We start from the raw sequence: 18,960 nt of genomic DNA on the forward strand, positions 1-18,960 counted from the left end.
CTTGCGCGGAAGGGGATGTGCGTCGCTCACGCGGTCCAGTCGAGGATGACCTTGCCGCCCTTGCCGCTCGCCGCGTCGGCGAAGGCCGCCTCGAAGTCGCGGTAGCCGTAGCGGCCGGTGATCACGGGGGCGAGGTCCAGTCCGCCCTCCAGCAGCACCGACATCGCGTACCAGGTCTCGAACATCTCCCGGCCGTAGATGCCCTTGATGGTGATCATCGAGGTGACGATCCGGGACCAGTCGACCGGGAACTCCTCGGCGGGCAGGCCGAGCATGGCGATCCGGCCGCCGTGCGTCATGTTGGCGATCATGTCCCGCATGGCCTCGGCGCGGCCGGACATCTCCAGGCCGATGTCGAAGCCCTCGCGCAGGCCCAGTTCGCGCTGTCCGTCGGCGATCGTGGACTCGGCGACGTTCAGGGCGAGGCTCACCCCTATCTTGCGGGCGATCTCCAGGCGCTCCTCGCTGACGTCGGTGACGACGACGTTGCGGGCTCCGGCGTGCCGGGCGACGGCGGCGGCCATCAGACCGATCGGGCCCGCACCGGTGATCAGCACGTCCTCGCCGACCAGCGGGAAGGAGAGCGCGGTGTGCACGGCGTTGCCGAACGGGTCGAAGATCGCGGCGACGTCGAGGTCGACGGGGACGCGGTGCACCCAGACGTTGGACGCGGGCAGGGCGACGTACTCGGCGAACGCGCCGTCGCGGCCGACACCGAGGCCGACGGTGGCCCGGCACAGGTGGCGGCGGCCGGCCAGGCAGTTGCGGCACTTCCCGCACACCAGGTGGCCCTCGCCGCTGACCCGGTCGCCGATGCGGATGTCGGTCACGTCGCGCCCGGTCTCGACCACCTGCCCGACGAACTCGTGGCCGACCACGAGGGGCGTGCGGATGGCCTGCCGGGCCCAGCCGTCCCAGGCCCGGATGTGCAGATCGGTTCCGCAGATACCGGTCCGCATGACCTTGATCAGGACGTCTCCGGGGCCGATGGCGGGCTCCGGGACGTCCGTCAGCCAGAGTCCCGGCTCCGCCTTCTGCTTGACCAGCGCCTTCAACGCTACGGCTCCTGTGGGTGAGGCCCGGCCCGCGGGCAAACGTAAGAAACCCGCACCGGGTCAGAGGGGTGGAATCACCCTGCAATCTGCCGCATGCGCGGGCCCGGGTCCATCGAGCTTTTCTTAACCGGCGCCTCAGCTTTCCTACACGCCTTCCCGGCGCGCCGGAAACACCCTCCCGGCGTGTCAGAGCGGCAACCCGTCCTCCGCACTCCGTTCGAGGCGTACGACGAGATCGGCGGCGAGCGCCTTGATGGTCTCCAGGCCGGGTCTGCCCCAGGCGCGGGGCGCCGTGTCGGCGGCGCACACGGTGCCCAGAGCCATGCCGTAGCGGTCGATGAGCGGGGCGCCGAGGTAGGAGCGGATGCCGTACTCGTCCACGACCGGGTTGCCCGCGAACCGGGGATAGTCGCGGACGTCCTCCAGAACCAGTGCCTTGTGGCGGACCACCACATGGGGGCAGAAGCCGTGGTCGCGCGGCAGCACCCGGCCGATCTCGGCCCTGCTGCCGTCGTCCCGGACGACCGGGGCCGTGGCGGGGGCGCTCAGGCCCGCGAAGAACTGGTGGTCCTCGCCGATGAAGTTGACCATGGCGTAGAGCGCGCCGGTGAGCTGGGCGAGGTGGGCGGCGAAGGCGTCGAGCACGGGGTCGGGCCGGTCGGCGAGGCCGAGTCGGCGCAGCCGGTCGACACGGGCGGGGGCCTCCTTGTCCTCGGGGGTGAGCAGCAGGCCCCGGACCGGCCGGGGCGGCTCGTAGCTCATGGCCGGGCTCCGTCGCTGTGGGCGTACCTCATATAGCGGCTCCGTGGGCGGTAGTACGGGATCACATGTGGGCGCCGTGGCTGGGCGCCGTCGCCGGGGTGTGGGCGAGGAGGTGGCGGACGAGGACGAGCAGGGTCTGGACGCCGGAGCTGGAGATCCGGGCGTCGCAGCGCACCACCGGGATCCGCGGGTCGAGGTCGATGGCGGTCCGCACCTCCTCCGGGTCGTAGCGGTGGGAGCCGTCGAACTCGTTGACGGCGACGATGAAGGCGAGACCGCGCTCCTCGAAGAAGTCCACGGCGGCGAAGCAGTCCTGGAGCCGCCGGGTGTCGGCGAGGATCACCGCCCCGAGCGCGCCCTCGGACAGCTCGTCCCACATGAACCAGAACCGCTCCTGCCCGGGCGTGCCGAACAGGTACAGCACGTGTTCCCGGTCGAGGGTGATCCGGCCGAAGTCCATCGCGACCGTGGTCTCCATCTTGTTCTCGACGCCGTCGAGACTGTCCGTGCCGACACTGACCGTGGTGAGCAGCTCCTCCGTGCTGAGCGGCGCGATCTCGCTGACCGCGCCCACGAAGGTGGTCTTGCCGACCCCGAACCCGCCCGCGACCAGGATCTTGAGCGCGGTCGGGAACGGGTCAGAGCTGTCGTCGTAGTCCATCGAGCACTGCCTCCAGCAGAGACCGGTCAGTGGGAGTGTGGTGGTACACGGGCGGCTTGGTGGTCAGCGCGCCGCAGTCGACCAGGTCGGAGAGCAGCACCTTGGTGACCACGGCGGGCAGTTTCAGCTGGGCTGCGACCTCGGCGACCGAGACGGGCGCGCGGCACAGGCCGAGTGCCTGGGCGTGCTCGGGGCCGAGGTAGCCGAGCGGGGTGACGCCGGTGGCCATCACCTGCGACATCAGGTCGAGGGCGATGCTGGGCTTGGTGCGGCCGTTGCTGACCGCGAACGGCCGCACCAGCCGCCCCGCCGCGTCGTCCAGCCAGGGCCCGTCGCCGGCTGCGGCCACGCTCAAGGCCTCGTCGCCGTGGATTCGACGGCGTGCTGCCGGGGCGCGGTCACCAGGTAGGGGCGGACGCTCTTGACCAGCATGGCCATCTCGTAGCCGAGCACGGCCGCGTCGGCCTCGCGGGCGGCCAGCACGGCGAGGCAGGTGCCGGAGCCGGCGGTGGTGACGAACAGCAGGGTCGCGTCGAGTTCGACGACCACCTGGCGGACGTCGCCGCCGTCACCGAACCGGGCGCCCGCGCTGCGGCCGAGGGAGTACAGGCCGGAGGCCAGGGCCGCCATGTGGTCGGCGCTGTCGGTGTCCAGACCGTGCACGGACTTCACCAGTCCGTCGCAGGACAGGAGCACCGCGCTGTCGGTGTGCGGCACGCGCTGCACGAGGCCGCTCAGCAGCCAGTCGAGGTCGGTCGCGTGGACGGTCGGCGCATCGCTCGCCATGGTGGATCGACTCCTTGGGGGTACGAAGGTCCGCGCGGGAGCGCGGGGGTGGGGGCGGGGGTGGAGCTGTGGCGTACGGGGGCCGAGGTGGTCATCCGGCCGGGGTGTTCCCCTCGGACCGGCCTGTGCCGCGGACGCCGTCGGACGCGGGAGCGGGGGTGTGCGTCTCGGATATGGGGGCCGGGGACATGTCTTCGTGAGACATGTGTGTGCCGGACATGTCTGTGCGGGACATGTCTGGGCGGGACATGTCCGTGCGGGACATGTCCGTGCGGGACATGTCCGTGCGGGACATGTGAGGAGCGGCCATGGGTGTGGGGTCCATGTGGTCGGAGCCCCTGTGGTGCGCGTCCTGATGTGGGGCGCCGGCAGGTTCCGTGCCGCCGCCGTGTTCGGGACGTGTGCGTACCGGCTCGCTGGTGTCGGGCGCGGAGGCCGGAAGGTGGGCACCGTAGCCCGGGGTGTCGTACACCGAGGAGTCATGGCCCGCGATGCCGTACGCCGATGTGTCGTGCGCCGGTGTGTCGTACGCCGACGACGTCCCGTACCCCGGTTCCCGGTGCTCGGACTCCAGGCTCTGCTGGGCCTCGGCGAGGCCGATGCCGCGTTGGAAGGCGGCCATCAGACCGGGATCGTGTCCGACGACGGTGCCGGCGTCCTGGCGGGGGGCGGGGCCGCCGCGCAGTTGGGGCACGAGGTGCTCCTGAGCGCGTCGGCGGGGCAGTTGGGGCTTGTCCATGGTGCCGCGGACCGTGCCGACGCGCGGGGTGGGCAGGGCGCCCGCGTGTGCCTCCACCACCGCCCGGTCCTCGGCGCTGACGCCGGGCGCGGCGTCGGAGGGGGTGGGCCGCGCCTCCTGGGCCCCGCGCACGGGCAGCGGGGGCGGGGCGGCGCCGTGCCGTCCGCGCGCGCCGCCCTCGGTGCCGCGCCGCCCGGATCCGCGCTGGGCGTGCCGCCGTCGGCCGGAGCCGGTCCCGGTCTCGGAGTCGCCCCCTGTCCCGGCCCCGCCCGCGCCGGAGCCCGCGGTTCCGCCGACGTCCCCGGTCCTGTGGGTCGCGCCGGTGCCGCCGGTGCCACGCGCGCTTGCGGTCGCGGCAGCGTCCTGTGTTCCGGTCGCACTCCCTGGTCCGGCCGCGGTCCCCGGCCCGGCGGCAGGAAGGGCGGCAGCGGGCGCGTCCCCGGCCCCCTGCGCACCTCCGCTGTCCAGTGCCTGTGCGAACGGCGGCACGGAAGTCCCGGCTGTTACGGCGGCTGCGGCGGTTGCGGCGTTCCCGCCGGTTCCGGCGGCCACTGTGGTCGCAACGGCCCCGGCGGTCCCGGCGGCTGCCTCCGGCCCGCCCGGGGTGTTGCCCAACAGCGCCTGCGGGACCACGAGTACGGCCTGTACACCGCCGTAGATGTTGGTCTGCAGCCGCACGTGGATGCTGTGCCGGCGGGCGAGCTGGGAGACGACGTAGAGGCCGATGCGGCCGTCGGCCAGCAGGCTGGCGACGTTGACCTGGTCGGGGTCGGCGAGCAGGGCGTTCATCCGGTTCTGCTCGGCGACGGGCATGCCCAGCCCGCGGTCCTCGACCTCCACGGCGAGCCCGGAGGTGACGAGGTTGGCGCGGAGCAGCACCTGGGTGTGCGGGGCGGAGAACACGGTGGCGTTCTCGATGAGTTCGGCGAGCAGGTGGATGACGTCGGCCACGGCGTGGCCGCGGAGCTCGCCGTCGATGGGAGGGACGAGCTTGACCCGGGAGTACTGCTCGACCTCGGCGATGGCGGAGCGCAGCACCTCGGTCATGCTGACCGGGTTGCTCCACTGGCGGCGGGAGACGGCCCCGCCGAGCACGGCGAGGTTCTCGGCGTGCCGCCGGATGCGGGTGGCCAGGTGGTCCACGTGGAAGAGGCCCTTGAGCAGGTCGGGGTCCTCGATCTCGTTCTCCAGGTCGTCGAGGATCGAGATCTCCCGGTGCACGAGCGACTGGAGCCGGCGCGCGAGGTTGACGAACACCTCCAGCTTCTGTTCGCTGCCGGTCTGGCTGGAGAGCTGGGCCGCCCGCACGACGGCGGTGACGGCGCCGTCGTACGCGCGGGCCAGGTCGGCGGCGAGCAGCTCGAAGTCGTCGGCGTCCGCGGGCGGCCGGCGGCGCGGCCCCCGCTGCGGCGGGGCCTCGCCCTGGCGCAGCGCGTCGACCAGGGCGTGCAGGTCGGCCTCTCCGCGTGCGGCGGTGCGGCGGAGCGCGTCGACCCGGTCGGCGACGGAGCGGGCGGCGCGGTCGGCGGCCACGGCGGCGATCAGGATGCCGGCGACGGTCACGGTGACCGCTCCGGCGAGCACGGCCCACAGGAGGGGGCCGGTGCGTGCGCCGGTGGAGCGGACGCTGAAGATCACCGCGGCGGCGGAGCTGAGCGCGACCGCGAGGGGCGGCAGCACGGCGAGTCGCATGAGCTGGGGCCGTATGTGCGTTTCGGGCAGTGCGGGAGCGGGTCGCGCGACCGGCCGCCCGTGCCGGCCGCCCTCGCGGCGGTCGGCGCGGGTGGCCGGTGCTCGGAGGTGAGACATCTGCGTCCTCGTACTGGTCCGTCGGGCCTGTGTCCTCTCGCGGTGCGCGCTGCGGGCATGCGTCGATGCGGGCGTGCGTCATCGCGGCGTCGGCCGGCGGGACCGGGGCCCGGCCGCGCGCCGTCCGACGGACACTCACCGTAGTTGCCCGAGCATCATGTGCGGTGGGCAGTTGACAAAGTCCCCCGGGCAGCGTCCCGCTCTGGTATGAGGCGTCGTACGAAAGTCCGATGACCGCTGTCCGACATACGATCGGACCCCGGAGCACACCGATCCGACCTGGTCAGGAGCGGTCGCGAACGGAACGGCGGACCGATCGGCTCTGTGCGACGGGCGCACCACCGCAGAGCCCGTTTCCCGCGCGAGCGACTCCCTCGTGACCGGCTCCCCGGGGTTCCTCCCCCGGTGCACGGCACGCACGATCACTACTCGGCGTGCTCGCATTGGCCTCGGCTTGAGGGCGGCCCGCGCGAACCCGCCGGGCCGCACAGAGCGTCGGGCCACACAGGCCACAGGACCCCACGGCCCGTTCCGCGGTTCGGGCGCCCGCCGGCGCTCAGTGCCCGTGGCCGCCCGTGCCGCGTGCGGGCGGCTCCGCCACGAAGGCTCCGACCGAGCGCCAGGTGCGCCGGACCTCCCCGGACACGTCCCGCCACCACGCCTCGGCCGGCAGCTTGCCCGCGGGTTCGAAGGGCTCGCCCGGCCGGGGCAGGGCCACGGCCTGGCCGGACTCCTCGGCGGCCTCCTTGGTCCACTCCCCCGGCTCGGCCCACGGGTGCGGTGCGAGGTTGAAGGTGCCCCAGTGGATCGGCAGGAGCACGCCGTGCGGCGCTCCGCCCTGCAGGTCGAGGTGGGCGCGCAGGCCCTCCTCGGGGGTCATGTGGATGTCGGGCCAGAACTCGCTGTACGCGCCGATCTGGATCATCGTGGCGTCGAACGGGCCGTGTGCGGCACCGATGTCCGTGAAGCCGTCGAAGTAGCCCGTGTCGCCGCTGTGGTAGACGCGGTGTTCGTCGCCGGCGACGGTCCAGGACGCCCAGAGGGTGTGCTGGGTGTTGCGGAGCCCGCGGCCGCAGAAGTGACGGGCCGGGGTGGCGGTGAGGGTGAGCCCGCCGATCCGGGTGGACTCGTGCCAGTCGAGTTCGCGCAGCCGGTCCGGGGAGACGCCCCAGTGCTCCAGGTGGGCGCCGACGCCGAGCGGGACGGCGAACAGGGTGTCCGTGCCGGCCAGCGCCTTGATGCTGGGCAGGTCCAGGTGGTCGTAGTGGTCGTGCGAGATGACGACGACGTCGACGGGCCCGAGGGCGGCCAGCGGCAGCGGCACCGGGTGCAGCCGCCTGGGCCCGGCGAACGGGAACGGGGAGCAGCGCTCGCCCCAGACCGGGTCGAACAGGACCCGGTGACCGTCGATCTCGGCGAGCACGCTGGAGTGGCCCATCCAGGTCAGCCGCAGCCCCGTCGCGGGCGGCTTGGCCAGGTCGGCGAAGGTCGTGGGGTGGACCGGGACGGTGCCCTGGGGGGCGCGCAGCGGGCGGGTGTCCTTGTCCAGGAAGACCTTGGCGAGGTCCATCGTGGAGCCGGACGGCCGGGTGCGGGCCGGGCCGCCGGGGTTCTGGAAGACGCCGTCCTTGAAGTGCGGGGAGCGGCGGATGCGTGCCAGGCGCTCACCGCCCGGGTCCGCGCCGAAGGCAGCAGGCCGCAGCGCACGGAGTCCGGTGCTCGGAGAACGCAGACCGGTCACGGTACCTCCCGGTGGAGTGGGTGAGGCCCTCCATTATGGTCGGCCCCTCCGACGGTCCGGGCGGTCGGCCCCTCCGACCGCCCGGCGTCGCCGGCCCCCGGGACGTGTCCGGCCCGCGCCGCCGACCAGCGGTGGGCCACGGTGTCCGCTCGGTGGCCCGACGTCCACGGCGCGGCTACCACGCCGTCGGCCGCGCGGTGCCGTGCCCGGATGATGGTGAACTCCCGGGCGGGGCCCCGGCGTCCGCGTCGGCGGGGCGCCGCCGGCCGCGCGCGAGCCGGTCCGCGACCGGACCCCGGTGATCGCGGAACGCCTCGGCGTATAACGGTGACGGACCGCTTCTGACCGGTACCGCTCGCATGCGATCGACTAGCACTAGGGTGAGCGCGTGGCGAGAGTGCGGTTGAGCGTGGCGGAGCGGCAGGAGGAGCTGCTGCGGGCAGCCATCGAGCAGATCGAGGCGCGGGGTGTGGCGGCGGTGCGGATCGCCGACGTGGCCGCGTCGCTCGGGGTGAGCAACGCGCTGGTGCTGTACCACTTCTCGACCAAGGAGAAGCTGGTCGCCGCCGCGTTCGCGTACGCGGCCGAGGACGACCTCGCGCACCTGCGCAAGGTGGTGGGCCGGCGGACCACCGCGCTGCGCCGGCTGCGGGCCGCGGTGCGCTGGTACGCGCCGACCGGGCAGGCCAAGGGCTGGCGGCTGTGGATCGAGGGCTGGGCCGTGGCCCTGCGCGAGCCCGCCCTGCGGGAGGTCACCCGTGAGCTGGACAAGCAGTGGAAAGCGGTGATCGCGGAGGTCATCGCCGAGGGCATCGCGGCCGGTGAGTTCGCGTGCGCCGACCCGGCGGGTACGGCGTTGCGGCTGACCGCGCTGCTGGACGGGCTGGCGGTGCAGCTGACGTCGTACCCGGGCGCGGTGGCCCGGTCCCGGGCGCAGGAGTGGGTGGACGAGGCCCTCGCTCGGGAACTCGGCCTGGACCGGACGGCGTTGACCGACCGGGAGCGGTGAGCGCGCGCCCGCCCGCGCCCCGGACCGCGCAGGCGGGCGGCGCGGCCGGGGGCGCGGGCGGCGGTGTCAGGCCACGGAGGCGATGCGCATCCTGATGTCGTGCGGGGACAGCGTGCCCTTGGCGGTCACATGGTCACCGGAGGACTCGCCGCGCAGCCGGCGCCCGATCCAGGGGACGAGGTACTCGCGGGCCCACTGGACGTCGTCGCGGCGGATGTCCAGGGTGCCCCGGGGCGGCAGCGGCGGCCACGGCTGTTCCGGGTCGGCCGGCACCTGGAGACCGAGGACCTGCCCGGCGCGCAGCGCCACGCGCGTGTGGCCCTCGGGCGACAGGTGCAGCCGGTCGCTGTCCCAGGCCCTGCGGTCCTGCACGGACTTCAGGGACCACAGGTCGAGGACGGGGCAGCCGTACCGGTCGGCGATGGCCCGGACGTGTCCGTTGTAGGTGGCGATCTTGCCGCGCAGGTGCTTGAGCACCGGGACGCCCCGGGTGTCGAAGCCGGTCGTCACCATCACCGTGCCGGCGACCTCGGCCAGCCGGGACACGGCGCGTTCGAAGCGTTCGGCCACTTCGTCCGGGTCGGTGCCGGGGCGGATGATGTCGTTGCCGCCCGCACAGAAGGAGACCAGGTCCGGGGCCATTTCGACGGCCTTCGGGAGCTGGTGGGCCACGATCTGGTCCAGCAGTTTCCCGCGCACGGCGAGGTTGGTGTACTGGAAGTCGCCCTCGGGGCGCCGGTCGGCGAGCAGCACCGCGAAGCGGTCGGCCCAGCCTACGAACGCCCCGTCGGGCCCGGGGTCGCCGACGCCCTCGGTGAAGCTGTCCCCCACCGCCACGTACGACCCGATCACTGATGTGTCGTCATTCTTCGAATCGTCTGCCACGTCGGACCATGATTCACCTTCCGATGTGACCTACGCGACCGTAGGCCGGGGTTGACGAACGGTGAGATGAGACACTCTTAAATAATTTGCCAATCCAGGAATAGGCAGGGCGGGTGTCAGCCGACGGCGACCCCGTGCGCACGGAGGTGGGCGACCGGGTCCACGTCCGAGCCGTAGTCGGGTGTGGTGCGGATCTCGAAGTGCAGGTGCGGGCCGGTCACGTTGCCCGTGGCGCCGGACAGCCCGACCTGCCGGCCCGCGGTCACGGTCTGGCCGGCCGAGACGGAGAGCTGCGAGAGGTGGGCGTAGTGGCCGTCGTTCAGCCTGAGGACGACCTGGTTGCCGTACGCGCCGCCCCAGCCGGCGGAGACGACGGTGCCCTCGGCGACGGCCTTGAGGGGGGTGCCGGTGGGGACGACGAAGTCGACGCCGGCGTGGTGGCCGCTGGACCACATGGCGCCGGCGACGTGGTAGCCGGTGCCGATGGTGGCGCCGGCCACCGGCAGGATGCAGTCGGCGGAGGCGGACGCGGGGTCTTGGGGCGTCGGTGCCTACCCTTGGCGGGCATGGCGCAATTCCTCTCCGGCGCCTGCGAGGTGGGCTGTCGGGTTCGGGCTGGCACTGCCCGGCCGTGGGCGGCACGGCTGCACCCCTGGCCTGTCGCGGAGACCGGGACAGGCAGTCGTGCCTGGTGGGTCCCCCGCTCCTGCCGACGCGGGTCATGTGCGGGGACTCCGGGCGGCGGCAGGATTCGGCGTTCCGTCCGGATGGGTTCGGAAGGTAGGCGAGCGGGGCGCGGCGGAACAAGCAGCCGCTTCCCGTTGTTCCTTTTCGGGGTGATCCCATGCCGGAATGCGCGGTCACCCAGCGTGAATTCCCGCGCCGTCGTTCTTCCGGTTTCCCTCTTCAGCCCGAGCATTACGTGGACATGACGCGCGACGCCCGGTCACGGTTATGACGCTCCTCACGCCGCGATTCCCCAGAGGCCTTCCTTCCCTGGCAGGATGGGAGGAAAGGCCCAACCAGGGCAGAAAGGTCAGAGGCGACGCAGTCGGATGACCGTCGCGTCCAGGTCACCTTCGAGGCCGGTGCGCAGTCCGTGGTGCAGCAGAACGGCACCTCGGTGGACTTCGCCCGATTCACGGCATTCGTACGATGCCGTCGGGTCGAGCCCGCGCAGCCGCACCGCCGGCACCGGCTCGCCGTAACCCTGGGCCTGCAGCCAGGCGAGGACGACGGCCTCCCCGCCCCGGAGGTACTGGACGGCACTCAGGCCGCCCGTCGGAGGCCGCAGCCGGTACAGCTCGCCGTGCTGCACGACCGGGCGGATCTCCTTGTACAGCTCCACCCAGCGCCGGGCCTCGGCCAGTTCCTCCGCGCTCCACTCCGCCAGGTCGCCCCCGACCCCGAGCACGCCGGCCATGGCGCTGACGAACCGGAAGCGCAGCGAGCTGACCCGGCCGTTGAGCTGGGTGTTGGGGCTGTCCGTGACCCAGGCCGCCATGACGCGCGCGGGATGGACGTGGGTGAAGCCGTGCTGGATGGCGAGCCGGTCCAGGGGGTCGGTGTTGTCGGAGGTCCACACCTGGTCGGTGCGGCTCAGCACCCCGAGGTCGATCCGGCCGCCGCCGCCCGAGCAGGACTCGAAGGCGACCTGGGGGTGAGCCGCGCGCAGCCGGTCCAGCAGGGCGTACAGGCCGCGGACGTGGTCCACCCACAGGCGCTGCGGGTACGGCTCCCCGGGCCAGCCGGCGTCGGTGAAGCAGCGGTTGAAGTCCCACTTCACGTAGTCGATCGGGGCGCTGGAGAGCAGGGTGTCCAGCTGCTCCCGGAGGTACTCCCGGACGTCCTCGCGCGCGAGGTTGAGCACGAGCTGATGGCGCAGCTCCGTACGCTTTCGCCCCGGCTGGTACTGCACCCAGTCGGGGTGGGCGCGGTACAGGTCGCTGTCCGGGTTGACCATCTCGGGCTCCACCCAGATGCCGAACCGCATGCCCAGGCCGTGCACCTGGTCGGCGAGGGGCTTCAGGCCGTGCGGGAAGCGGTCCGGGCTGGGCGTCCAGTCGCCGAGGCCGGCGCGGTCGCTGGTGCGGGCGCCGAACCAGCCGTCGTCCACCACGAACAGCTCGACCCCGATCTCGGCGGCCCGGCGGGCGAGGGCGAGCTGCTGCTCCTCGGAGATGTCGAAGAACGTGGCCTCCCAGGAGTTGAAGAGCACGGGCCGGTCCCGCTCGGCCTCCGGGATGACGTACGCGCGCTGGTAGGCGTGCCAGGCGCGGCTCGCGCCACCGAAGCCGCCGTCGCTCCACAGACCCGCGAAGACCGGAGTGGTGTACGACTCCCCGGGCCCGAGGAGCAGCAGGCCCGAGTCGTCGTAGCCGGCGCCGCCGGTGATCTGCACGCGCGCGTCCGGGAGTTGGGCGACGGCGATGCGCCAGGAGCCGGACCAGCCGAGCGCGCAGCCGTAGACCTCGCCGCGCTCCTCGGTGGCGTCGGTGTCGAGGGCGACCCAGGGCAGGTGCTGGTGTCCGGTGTGGCCGCGGCGGCTGCCGATGACCTTCTCGCCGTAGGTGAGGGGCGCGGTGGTGAGCCGGGACTCGGCGGCCCAGCGGCCGTGCAGCTGGGACAGCCGCCACCCCTCGCGGTCGGGCAGGGTCCAGGTGGCCGCGTCGGCCCGCAGCAGCTCCACGCGCGCGTGGCCGCCGTTCTCGACGGTCACCCACCGCTCGACCACGTCGCCGCGCATCCGGTAGTGCAGTGTGGTCCCCACGCCGTCGTCGTCGAAGCGCAGCCGCAGTCCACCGCCCTCGGTGTCGTACGACACGAAGCGCCACTCGGTGCCGCGCCGCTCGTCGGTACGGACGGACAGGGCGGGGCGGACGAAGCGGGCACCGCCCTCGACCGGGTACTCCTCGCGGCCGTCGAGGGGGGACTCGAAGGGCCGGTAGCCGGGCAGGGGGCGCTCGGCGAGGGCCTCGGCGTCGGGGAGGGCGATCCGCGGGCCCCAGTGGAGGTGGAGCAGTTCGTCCGCGTCGGTGAGATGCAGGGCGTAACTGCTGCCGGGGCCCGACAGGAGCCAGGTACGACCGTCTTCGGCGATGTCCACCATCGAGACCTCACAGGTGCCAACAGATCCGCGCAAGTGCCAACATCATCAAGGGCCGCGGACCCGGTGTCCATGCCTGTGGACAACTCATTGCCCTAGGAAATCGATGCCGTATGGTCGTCAGAGGCGCCCGCCGACGAGCCGCGACGGCGGGGAACGACCGGGAGGAGCCCCCGTGACGCAGCAGGTCCCGTCGACCGAGCCGGAGCTGGCCGGAGTGCGCAATTTCCGTGACGTGGGCGGACTGCCGACCACGGACGGGCGACGGGTGCGGTACGGCGTCCTGTTCCGCAGCGGGCACCTGGCGCACGCGACCGACGAGGACGCGGCCTTCCTCGCCTCCCTGGGCCTGCACACGATCTTCGACTTCCGCAACGCGGCCGACCAGAAGCTGGAGGGACCCGACGTCGAGCTGCCCGGCGTGCGGAACGTGAACCTCCCGCTGAGCGACCCGGCGGACGGCGCCGAGTTCTGGCAGATGGTCCGCGACGGCGACCTCGACCAGCTGCGCGCGATCCTGGACGACGGCAAGGGGGCGGCCCGGATGATCGCCTCCTACCGGAAGATCGTCACGGAGCGCACCGCCGAGCACTCCCGGGTGCTGCACGCGCTCGCCGAGGACAGCGTGCCCGCGCTGATGCACTGCGCGGCCGGCAAGGACCGCGCGGGCATCTCGATAGCGGTGACGCTCCTCGCCCTGGGCGTGGAACGGGACGCGATCATCGCCGACTACCTGGAGTCGGCCGCCAAGCACCGCCGTTACAAGGTCCGGCGCAGCGGCAGCGCGGACACCGCGTACACCGCCGAGGTGATGGAGCTGCTCAATCCGCTCTTCGACGCGCGCGCCGAGTACCTGGAGGCGGCCTTCGCGAGCATCGAGGACACCTGGGGCGACACCGACACCTACCTGGCCCGGGGCCTGGGCCTGTCCCCCGACTCCCGCGAGCGCCTGCGCGCACGCCTGCTGGACTGACGGGACGGGCACGGTTCGCACCCCTCCGGCCGCACGGTGCAGGGAGTTCGGGGCACGCGCACAGCCTCGACCGGCGCGGGGGCCCGACACCTCGGCGGCCCACGGGTCGTAGTCGGTGCGCACAACCCGGCCCACAGGTTGGACAGTCCGAGGTCGGCCTCGGGGGGCGTCGTACGGATCCGGGGCCCCGCCGCCGGTCGGCCGTGCGGGGCCGGCGGCCGGTGGGCGGTGACCGGGTCGGACGTCTCGGGCTTCCGCCCGTCCCGCCGCGCGCGGGGCCGCGTCAGCCCTTGCCGCCCACCGCGAACAGCAGGTAGAGGAACGCGGCCAGGACGTGCCCGAGCGCGATGTAGATGATCAGCCGGACCCACAGGGAACGCGGGAACCTGGTCTCGTAGTCGCTCATGACAGCTCTCCGGTCAGCGGGCCCAGGCACAGTGCGGCCGTGGGGCTCTGCAGCAGGGTGTGGACGAACAGCAGCTCCACGCCGTCGTGGTCCTCGGCGGCGAGGCGGTGCGGGGTGAGCGAGTCGAAGTGCGCGCTGTCACCGGGTCCGAGCAGGTGGCCGGTGTCGCCGAGCCGCAGCCGGAGCCGCCCCTTGAGGACGTACAGCCACTCCTCGCCGGGGTGGACGCGCACGATGTCGCCCTGCGAGCCGTACGGCACCCGCACCCTCAGGGCCTGCATGCCGCGGCCGGGCGACCCTGCCTGGACGTACGTCCAGCCGCCCGCCCGGGTCGGCTCCATGTCGGCGGCCCGTACGATCGCGTCCCGGTCGGCGACCGTCTCGCCGAGCAGCTCGGAGACGGTCGTACCGTAGATACGGGCGAGCGCCAGGAGCATCGGCAGCGAGGGCTGGCGCTGCCCGGTCTCCAGGCGGGACAGATGGGCCGCGGAGAGCCCGGCGCCGCGGGCCGCGGCCTCCAGGGTGAGCCCGGCGCGCCGGCGCAGGGCGCGCAGCTGTGGCGCGACGGCGGGCAGGCCCTCGTCCGGGGCCGGGTCCGCCGGCCGCCCGGCGTCTGAGGCGTTCATGCCTCCATTGAGCCCCAGCCTTACCTGTGGGGCAATTTTTTTGCCCGTGAGGCAAATTCCTGTGACGGCGGCGAGCCGCTGCCCTCTCCCCCGGCCCTGTGGCGAGCCGCTGCCCCTTCCCCTGGCCCTGTCACGATCAACCCCAGGATTTGAACACGTTCAAACCGCGGGGGTCCCATGCCTGCGCCCACCACGCCCGACCGGGCCCACACGCCTGCCGACACACCCGCCGGAGCCCTCGGCCCGACGGCGCTCGTGCTGGGCGTCATGGCCGCCGCATGCACGTGGCCCACGCTCCTGCTGCTTCCGGTGATGTTCCTCGCCGGAGGGCTCGCCGTCACGTTCGGCCTGATGGGCGTCCACTACGCCCGTCGTGGCATCGGCCGGATGTGGGCCGCGGTGACGGGAACCGTCCTGGGAACGACCGGGCTGCTCTTCCCCTTCGTGCTCCTTCTGGCCCCCTAGGGCCGGTCCTCAGCGGTTCGCCACCGCCTGTTTGATCAGGGTCTTGCCGAAGTCCCACATCAGGCCGCCGCCGCTGTGCGCGTCGTCCATCACCGCCGTGAAGGCGTCCACGAACCGGTCGACGTCGGCCTCGTCGACGACCAGCGGCGGGATCAGCTTGATCACTTCCAGGTGATCGCCGGAGACCTGGGTGAGGATCCGGTGCTTCTGCAGCAGCGGTACGACGACCATCTGCGCGAACAGGCCCTTGCGCGCCGCCTGGAGCATCGTCCAGCGGCCGCGCAGCTTCAGCGAGGACGGCCTGCCGAACTCGATGCCGATCATCAGGCCCCGGCCGCGGACGTCGGCGAGCAGCTCGTACTCGTCGATCAGCGCGGTGAGCCGGGACTTCAGCCGCTCGCCCGTGCGGCGCACGCCGGCGACGATCTGCTCGTTCTCCATGACCGACAGCACGGCGAGGCCGCACGCCATCGCCTGGGCGTTGGACCCGAAGCTCGCCGAGTGCACCAGCACCCGGTCCATGGACGAGTAGACCTTCTTGAAGATCCACTCCTTGCCGAGGGTGGCGCCGACGGGGACGTACCCGCCGGACAGGGCCTTGGCCACGCACACCAGGTCAGGCTCTACGCCGTCCTCGTGCTGGTAGGCGTAGAAGTCACCGGTACGGCCGAGGCCGGTCTGCACCTCGTCGGCGATGAGCAGCGCCTTGTGCTTGTGCAGCAGCTCCTGCGCGGCCCGCAGGTAGCCGGGCGGCGTCTCGTGCACGCCCTTGCCCTGGATCGGCTCCACGATCAGCGCGGCCACGTCACCCTTCGCCAACTCCCGGGCCAGCACGTCGAGATCGCCGAGCGGTACGGCGGTGTCGGGAAGCAGCGGGGCGAAGCCGTCCCGGAAGCCGCGCTCGCCGTTGACCGACAGCGAGCCGGTGGTCAGCCCGTGGAAGGCGTGGTCGCAGTAGAGGACGCGCGGCTTGCCGGTGGCGTACCGGGCGAACTTCAGGGCCGTCTCCACCGCCTCGGTGCCGCTGTTGCCGAAGAACACCCGGTCCAGGTGCGGGCTGTGGGCCAGCAGCCGCTCGGCGAGCAGGCCGGGCAGCGGCTGGCAGTCGAAGCGGGTGAGGTCGGCGAGGTCCAGGTCCAGCACGTCGTGCAGCGCCTTGCGGACGACCGGGTGGTGGCGGCCCAGGCCCATCACCCCGAACCCGGCGAGCATGTCCAGGTAGTCGTTGCCGTCCGCGTCGTAGAAGTGCGCCCCCTCGGCACGCTCGTAGACCTTGTCGAAGCCGATGGTGTGCAGCATGCGCGGCAACTGCGGGTTGAGGTGCCGGGCGTGCAGCTCGTAGCGTTCGGCTCCGCGCTCGGCGAGCAGGGCGCCGAGGTCGAACTCGGTGGTCATTCACTCTCCTTGGCTGTGCCGTCGACGTCCTTGACGGCCAGGCTCGCGCTGATCCGCCCGGCGATCTCGACGGGCGTGAGGCCGATGTCGGCCAGCACCTCGCTGCGCTTGGCGTGCGGCAGGAACTGCTCCGGGATGCCGAACCGCCGCACCGGCACGTCCACGTCGGCGTCGCCGAGGGCCAGGGCGACGGCCGAACCGACACCCGCGGCACGGCTGTTGTCCTCCACCACGGCCACCAGCCGGTGTCCGGCCGCCAGGCCGGGCAGCTCGGGGTCGACGGGCTTGACCCAGCGCGGGTCGACCACCGTGCAGCCGATCCCGCGGGCCTGGAGCAGCTCGGCGGCCTGGAGGCACACCGAGGCCATCACGCCGACGGCCACCAGCAGCACCTCGGGGTGTTCGGCGCGCTGCAGGACGTCCATGCCGCCGACCCGGTCGACAGCCGGGACGCGCGGCCCGGCGGTCTCCTTCGGGAAGCGGACCAGGGTGGGCGCGTCGTCCACGGCGACGGCCTCGCGCAGCTGGGCGCGCAGCTGGTCGGCGTCGCGCGGGGCGGCGATCCTCAGGCCGGGGACGACCTGGAGGACGGACATGTCCCACATGCCGTTGTGGGAGGCGCCGTCGGTGCCGGTGACGCCGGCCCGGTCCAGGACGAAGGTGACCCCGCAGCGGTGCAGGGCGACGTCCATCAGCAGCTGGTCGAAGGCCCGGTTGAGGAAGGTGGCGTAGACGGCGACGACCGGGTGCAGCCCGCCGGTGGCGAGGCCCGCCGCGGAGACGGCCGCGTGCTGCTCGGCGATGCCCACGTCCCACACCCGGTCCGGGAAGCGCTCGGCGAACCTCCCCAGGCCGACCGGGTGCAGCATGGCCGCCGTGATCGCCACGACGTCCTCGCGCTCCTCCCCGATCCTCACGATCTCCTCGCCGAACACCGACGTCCAGGAGGGGCCGTTCGACGGGACGAGGGGTGCGCAGGTGAGCGGGTCCATCACGCCGACGCTGTGGAAGTGGTCCTCCTCGTGCGCGAGGGCGGGTTCGTAGCCGCGGCCCTTCTCGGTGAGGCAGTGGACCAGCACGGGGCCGTGGAGGCGTTTCGCGCGGCGCAGCGCGGACTCGACGGCCTTGATGTCGTGTCCGTCGATCGGGCCCAGGTACTTCAGGCCCAGATCCTCGAACATGCCCTGCGGCGCGAAGGCGTCCTTGAAACCCTTCTTGGCGCCGTGCAGGGACTCGTAGAGGGTGCTGCCGACGACCGGGGTGCGCTGGAGGACCTCCTTGCCCCAGGCGAGGACCTTCTCGTAGCCGTCGGTGGTGCGCAGCGTGGCCAGGTGGTTGGCGAGGCCGCCGATGGTGGGCGCGTAGGAGCGCTCGTTGTCGTTGACGACGATGATCAGCGGCCGGTCCCGGGCCGCGGCGATGTTGTTGAGCGCCTCCCAGGCCATGCCGCCGGTCAGCGCGCCGTCGCCGATGACCGCGACCACATGGCCTTTCTCGCCCTGCACCTGGCGGGCCTTGGCGAGGCCGTCGGCCCAGCCGAGCGCGGTGGAGGCGTGGCTGTTCTCGATGACGTCGTGCTCGGACTCCTCGCGCGAGGGGTATCCGGACAGTCCGCCCTTGCCGCGAAGCTTCGAGAAGTCCTGACGGCCGGTCAGCAGCTTGTGCACATAGCTCTGGTGGCCGGTGTCCCACAGGATGCGGTCGACCGGCGACTCGAAGACCCGGTGCAGGGCGACGGTCAGTTCCACCACGCCCAGGTTGGGGCCGAGGTGACCGCCGGTCCTCGACACCGCGTGCACCAGGAACTCGCGTATCTCCTCGGACAGTACGCCGAGTTCCGCCTCGGACAGCGCCTTCAGGTCGCGTGGTCCCCGGATGTTCTCCAGAACGGTCACGCTCGGGCCCCCTCTCGGTCCGTGCCTCTGCCTCAACTCAACTGTCAGCGGGGGTCGTCCGCTCGGCGATCTTCATGGCCTCCTCGATGAGGGTTTCCACGATCTTCGACTCGGGGACGGTCTTGATGACCTCGCCCTTGACGAAGATCTGACCCTTGCCGTTGCCGGAGGCGACGCCGAGGTCGGCCTCTCGCGCCTCCCCCGGACCGTTGACCACGCACCCCATCACCGCGACCCTCAGCGGTACCTCCATGCCGTCCAGGCCCGCGGTGACCTCCTCGGCGAGCTTGTAGACGTCCACCTGGGCCCGGCCGCAGGACGGGCAGGAGACGATCTCCAGGCGCCGCTGCCGCAGCCCCAGCGACTCCAGGATCCGGATGCCGACCTTGACCTCCTCGGCGGGCGGGGCGCTCAGCGAGACACGGATCGTGTCGCCGATGCCCTGGGAGAGGAGGGCGCCGAAGGCGACCGCCGACTTGATCGTGCCCTGGAAGGCGGGGCCGGCCTCCGTGACGCCCAGGTGGAGGGGGTAGTCGCACTGCTCGGCGAGCCGGCGGTAGGCCTCGATCATCACGACCGGGTCGTTGTGCTTGACGGAGATCTTGATGTCCCGGAAGTCGTGCTCCTCGAAGAGGGACGCCTCCCAG

Annotated in this window: 17 protein-coding genes and 1 pseudogene; 3 read left to right on the forward strand and 15 right to left on the reverse strand. The window is 72.5% G+C overall.

Features of this window, described 5'->3' with window-relative positions; all coding sequences use genetic code 11:
• Window positions 1-26 precede the first annotated feature (26 nt).
• From tdh to ACZ7N4_RS27165, 7 genes are all read right to left on the reverse strand, one after another.
• On the reverse strand, window positions 27-1,055 hold the full coding sequence (gene tdh, locus ACZ7N4_RS27135; RefSeq protein WP_471362521.1) for an L-threonine 3-dehydrogenase: 1,029 nt from the start codon (window positions 1,053-1,055) through the stop codon (window positions 27-29).
• 186 nt (window positions 1,056-1,241) lie between these two features.
• Window positions 1,242-1,817: a GAF domain-containing protein gene (locus ACZ7N4_RS27140; protein WP_471362523.1), complete on the reverse strand. Its 576-nt coding sequence runs from the start codon at window positions 1,815-1,817 to the stop codon at window positions 1,242-1,244.
• A gap of 61 nt (window positions 1,818-1,878) precedes the next feature.
• The gene (locus ACZ7N4_RS27145; RefSeq protein ID WP_471362526.1) at window positions 1,879-2,478 is read right to left on the reverse strand and encodes a GTP-binding protein; all 600 of its coding nucleotides are present in this window, start codon (window positions 2,476-2,478) and stop codon (window positions 1,879-1,881) included.
• Window positions 2,456-2,827, reverse strand: coding sequence for a DUF742 domain-containing protein (locus ACZ7N4_RS27150; RefSeq protein ID WP_471362529.1), 372 nt, complete (start codon window positions 2,825-2,827; stop codon window positions 2,456-2,458). The genes ACZ7N4_RS27145 and ACZ7N4_RS27150 overlap by 23 nt, the downstream gene beginning before the upstream one ends.
• Before the next feature lie 2 nt (window positions 2,828-2,829).
• Window positions 2,830-3,264 carry a roadblock/LC7 domain-containing protein gene (locus ACZ7N4_RS27155; RefSeq protein ID WP_471362532.1) on the reverse strand — a complete coding sequence of 145 codons (435 nt, stop codon included), beginning with the start codon at window positions 3,262-3,264 and terminating at the stop codon, window positions 2,830-2,832.
• Between the two features lie 91 nt (window positions 3,265-3,355).
• Window positions 3,356-5,812: a sensor histidine kinase gene (locus ACZ7N4_RS27160; RefSeq protein ID WP_471362534.1), complete on the reverse strand. Its 2,457-nt coding sequence runs from the start codon at window positions 5,810-5,812 to the stop codon at window positions 3,356-3,358.
• 556 nt (window positions 5,813-6,368) lie between these two features.
• Entirely contained in the window at window positions 6,369-7,553 is a 1,185-nt protein-coding gene (locus ACZ7N4_RS27165) for an MBL fold metallo-hydrolase (protein WP_471362536.1), read from the reverse strand.
• Window positions 7,554-7,941: 388 nt separating this feature from the next.
• Here ACZ7N4_RS27165 and ACZ7N4_RS27170 point away from each other — a divergent pair, with 388 nt between their 5' ends.
• Complete coding sequence (locus ACZ7N4_RS27170; protein WP_471362539.1) at window positions 7,942-8,562, forward strand: TetR/AcrR family transcriptional regulator; 621 nt, start codon at window positions 7,942-7,944, stop codon at window positions 8,560-8,562.
• Between the two features lie 66 nt (window positions 8,563-8,628).
• Here the strand turns inward: ACZ7N4_RS27170 and ACZ7N4_RS27175 are convergent, their stop codons facing one another.
• The 3 genes and pseudogenes from ACZ7N4_RS27175 to ACZ7N4_RS27185 form a co-directional block, all read right to left on the reverse strand.
• Complete coding sequence (locus ACZ7N4_RS27175; protein ID WP_471362591.1) at window positions 8,629-9,414, reverse strand: SGNH/GDSL hydrolase family protein; 786 nt, start codon at window positions 9,412-9,414, stop codon at window positions 8,629-8,631.
• Window positions 9,415-9,563: 149 nt separating this feature from the next.
• Window positions 9,564-9,959 (reverse strand): annotated as a pseudogene (locus tag ACZ7N4_RS27180) (M23 family metallopeptidase); the annotation flags it as partial.
• Between the two features lie 524 nt (window positions 9,960-10,483).
• Window positions 10,484-12,556, reverse strand: coding sequence for an alpha-galactosidase (locus ACZ7N4_RS27185; RefSeq protein ID WP_471362593.1), 2,073 nt, complete (start codon window positions 12,554-12,556; stop codon window positions 10,484-10,486).
• A gap of 172 nt (window positions 12,557-12,728) precedes the next feature.
• On the opposite strand from ACZ7N4_RS27185, the gene ACZ7N4_RS27190 reads away from it, so the two are divergent.
• Window positions 12,729-13,526, forward strand: coding sequence for a tyrosine-protein phosphatase (locus ACZ7N4_RS27190; protein WP_471362542.1), 798 nt, complete (start codon window positions 12,729-12,731; stop codon window positions 13,524-13,526).
• 283 nt (window positions 13,527-13,809) lie between these two features.
• Here ACZ7N4_RS27190 and ACZ7N4_RS27195 read toward each other — a convergent pair whose 3' ends face one another.
• Both ACZ7N4_RS27195 and ACZ7N4_RS27200 read right to left on the reverse strand, forming a co-directional pair.
• Window positions 13,810-13,932: a DUF6126 family protein gene (locus tag ACZ7N4_RS27195; protein WP_471362545.1), complete on the reverse strand. Its 123-nt coding sequence runs from the start codon at window positions 13,930-13,932 to the stop codon at window positions 13,810-13,812.
• Window positions 13,929-14,558, reverse strand: coding sequence for a helix-turn-helix domain-containing protein (locus ACZ7N4_RS27200; RefSeq protein ID WP_471362547.1), 630 nt, complete (start codon window positions 14,556-14,558; stop codon window positions 13,929-13,931). The genes ACZ7N4_RS27195 and ACZ7N4_RS27200 overlap by 4 nt, the downstream gene beginning before the upstream one ends.
• Before the next feature lie 177 nt (window positions 14,559-14,735).
• On the opposite strand from ACZ7N4_RS27200, the gene ACZ7N4_RS27205 reads away from it, so the two are divergent.
• Entirely contained in the window at window positions 14,736-15,023 is a 288-nt protein-coding gene (locus ACZ7N4_RS27205) for a hypothetical protein (RefSeq protein WP_471362550.1), read from the forward strand.
• A gap of 9 nt (window positions 15,024-15,032) precedes the next feature.
• Here ACZ7N4_RS27205 and ACZ7N4_RS27210 read toward each other — a convergent pair whose 3' ends face one another.
• From ACZ7N4_RS27210 to ACZ7N4_RS27220, 3 genes are all read right to left on the reverse strand, one after another.
• Complete coding sequence (locus tag ACZ7N4_RS27210; RefSeq protein ID WP_471362553.1) at window positions 15,033-16,418, reverse strand: aspartate aminotransferase family protein; 1,386 nt, start codon at window positions 16,416-16,418, stop codon at window positions 15,033-15,035.
• Complete coding sequence (dxs, locus tag ACZ7N4_RS27215) at window positions 16,415-18,313, reverse strand: 1-deoxy-D-xylulose-5-phosphate synthase (RefSeq protein WP_471362555.1); 1,899 nt, start codon at window positions 18,311-18,313, stop codon at window positions 16,415-16,417. The genes ACZ7N4_RS27210 and dxs overlap by 4 nt, the downstream gene beginning before the upstream one ends.
• Before the next feature lie 37 nt (window positions 18,314-18,350).
• On the reverse strand, window positions 18,351-18,960 hold a 610-nt coding region (locus ACZ7N4_RS27220), incomplete at its 5' end, for a flavodoxin-dependent (E)-4-hydroxy-3-methylbut-2-enyl-diphosphate synthase (protein ID WP_471362572.1).

It is taken from the genome of Streptomyces sp. NPDC107654, from assembly GCF_055639035.1.

Excerpts from the sequence above, each read along its gene's own strand:
- ACZ7N4_RS27140 (WP_471362523.1), bottom strand. The coding sequence starts at position 1,817 with ATGAGCTACGAGCCGCCCCGGCCGGTCCGGGGCCTGCTGCTCACCCCC.
- ACZ7N4_RS27205 (WP_471362550.1), top strand. The coding sequence starts at position 14,736 with ATGCCTGCGCCCACCACGCCCGACCGGGCCCACACGCCTGCCGACACA.
- ACZ7N4_RS27155 (WP_471362532.1), bottom strand. The coding sequence starts at position 3,264 with ATGGCGAGCGATGCGCCGACCGTCCACGCGACCGACCTCGACTGGCTG.
- ACZ7N4_RS27210 (WP_471362553.1), bottom strand. The coding sequence starts at position 16,418 with ATGACCACCGAGTTCGACCTCGGCGCCCTGCTCGCCGAGCGCGGAGCC.
- ACZ7N4_RS27195 (WP_471362545.1), bottom strand. The coding sequence starts at position 13,932 with ATGAGCGACTACGAGACCAGGTTCCCGCGTTCCCTGTGGGTCCGGCTG.
- ACZ7N4_RS27200 (WP_471362547.1), bottom strand. The coding sequence starts at position 14,558 with ATGAACGCCTCAGACGCCGGGCGGCCGGCGGACCCGGCCCCGGACGAG.
- ACZ7N4_RS27185 (WP_471362593.1), bottom strand. The coding sequence starts at position 12,556 with ATGGTGGACATCGCCGAAGACGGTCGTACCTGGCTCCTGTCGGGCCCC.
- ACZ7N4_RS27160 (WP_471362534.1), bottom strand. The coding sequence starts at position 5,812 with ATGTCTCACCTCCGAGCACCGGCCACCCGCGCCGACCGCCGCGAGGGC.
- ACZ7N4_RS27145 (WP_471362526.1), bottom strand. The coding sequence starts at position 2,478 with ATGGACTACGACGACAGCTCTGACCCGTTCCCGACCGCGCTCAAGATC.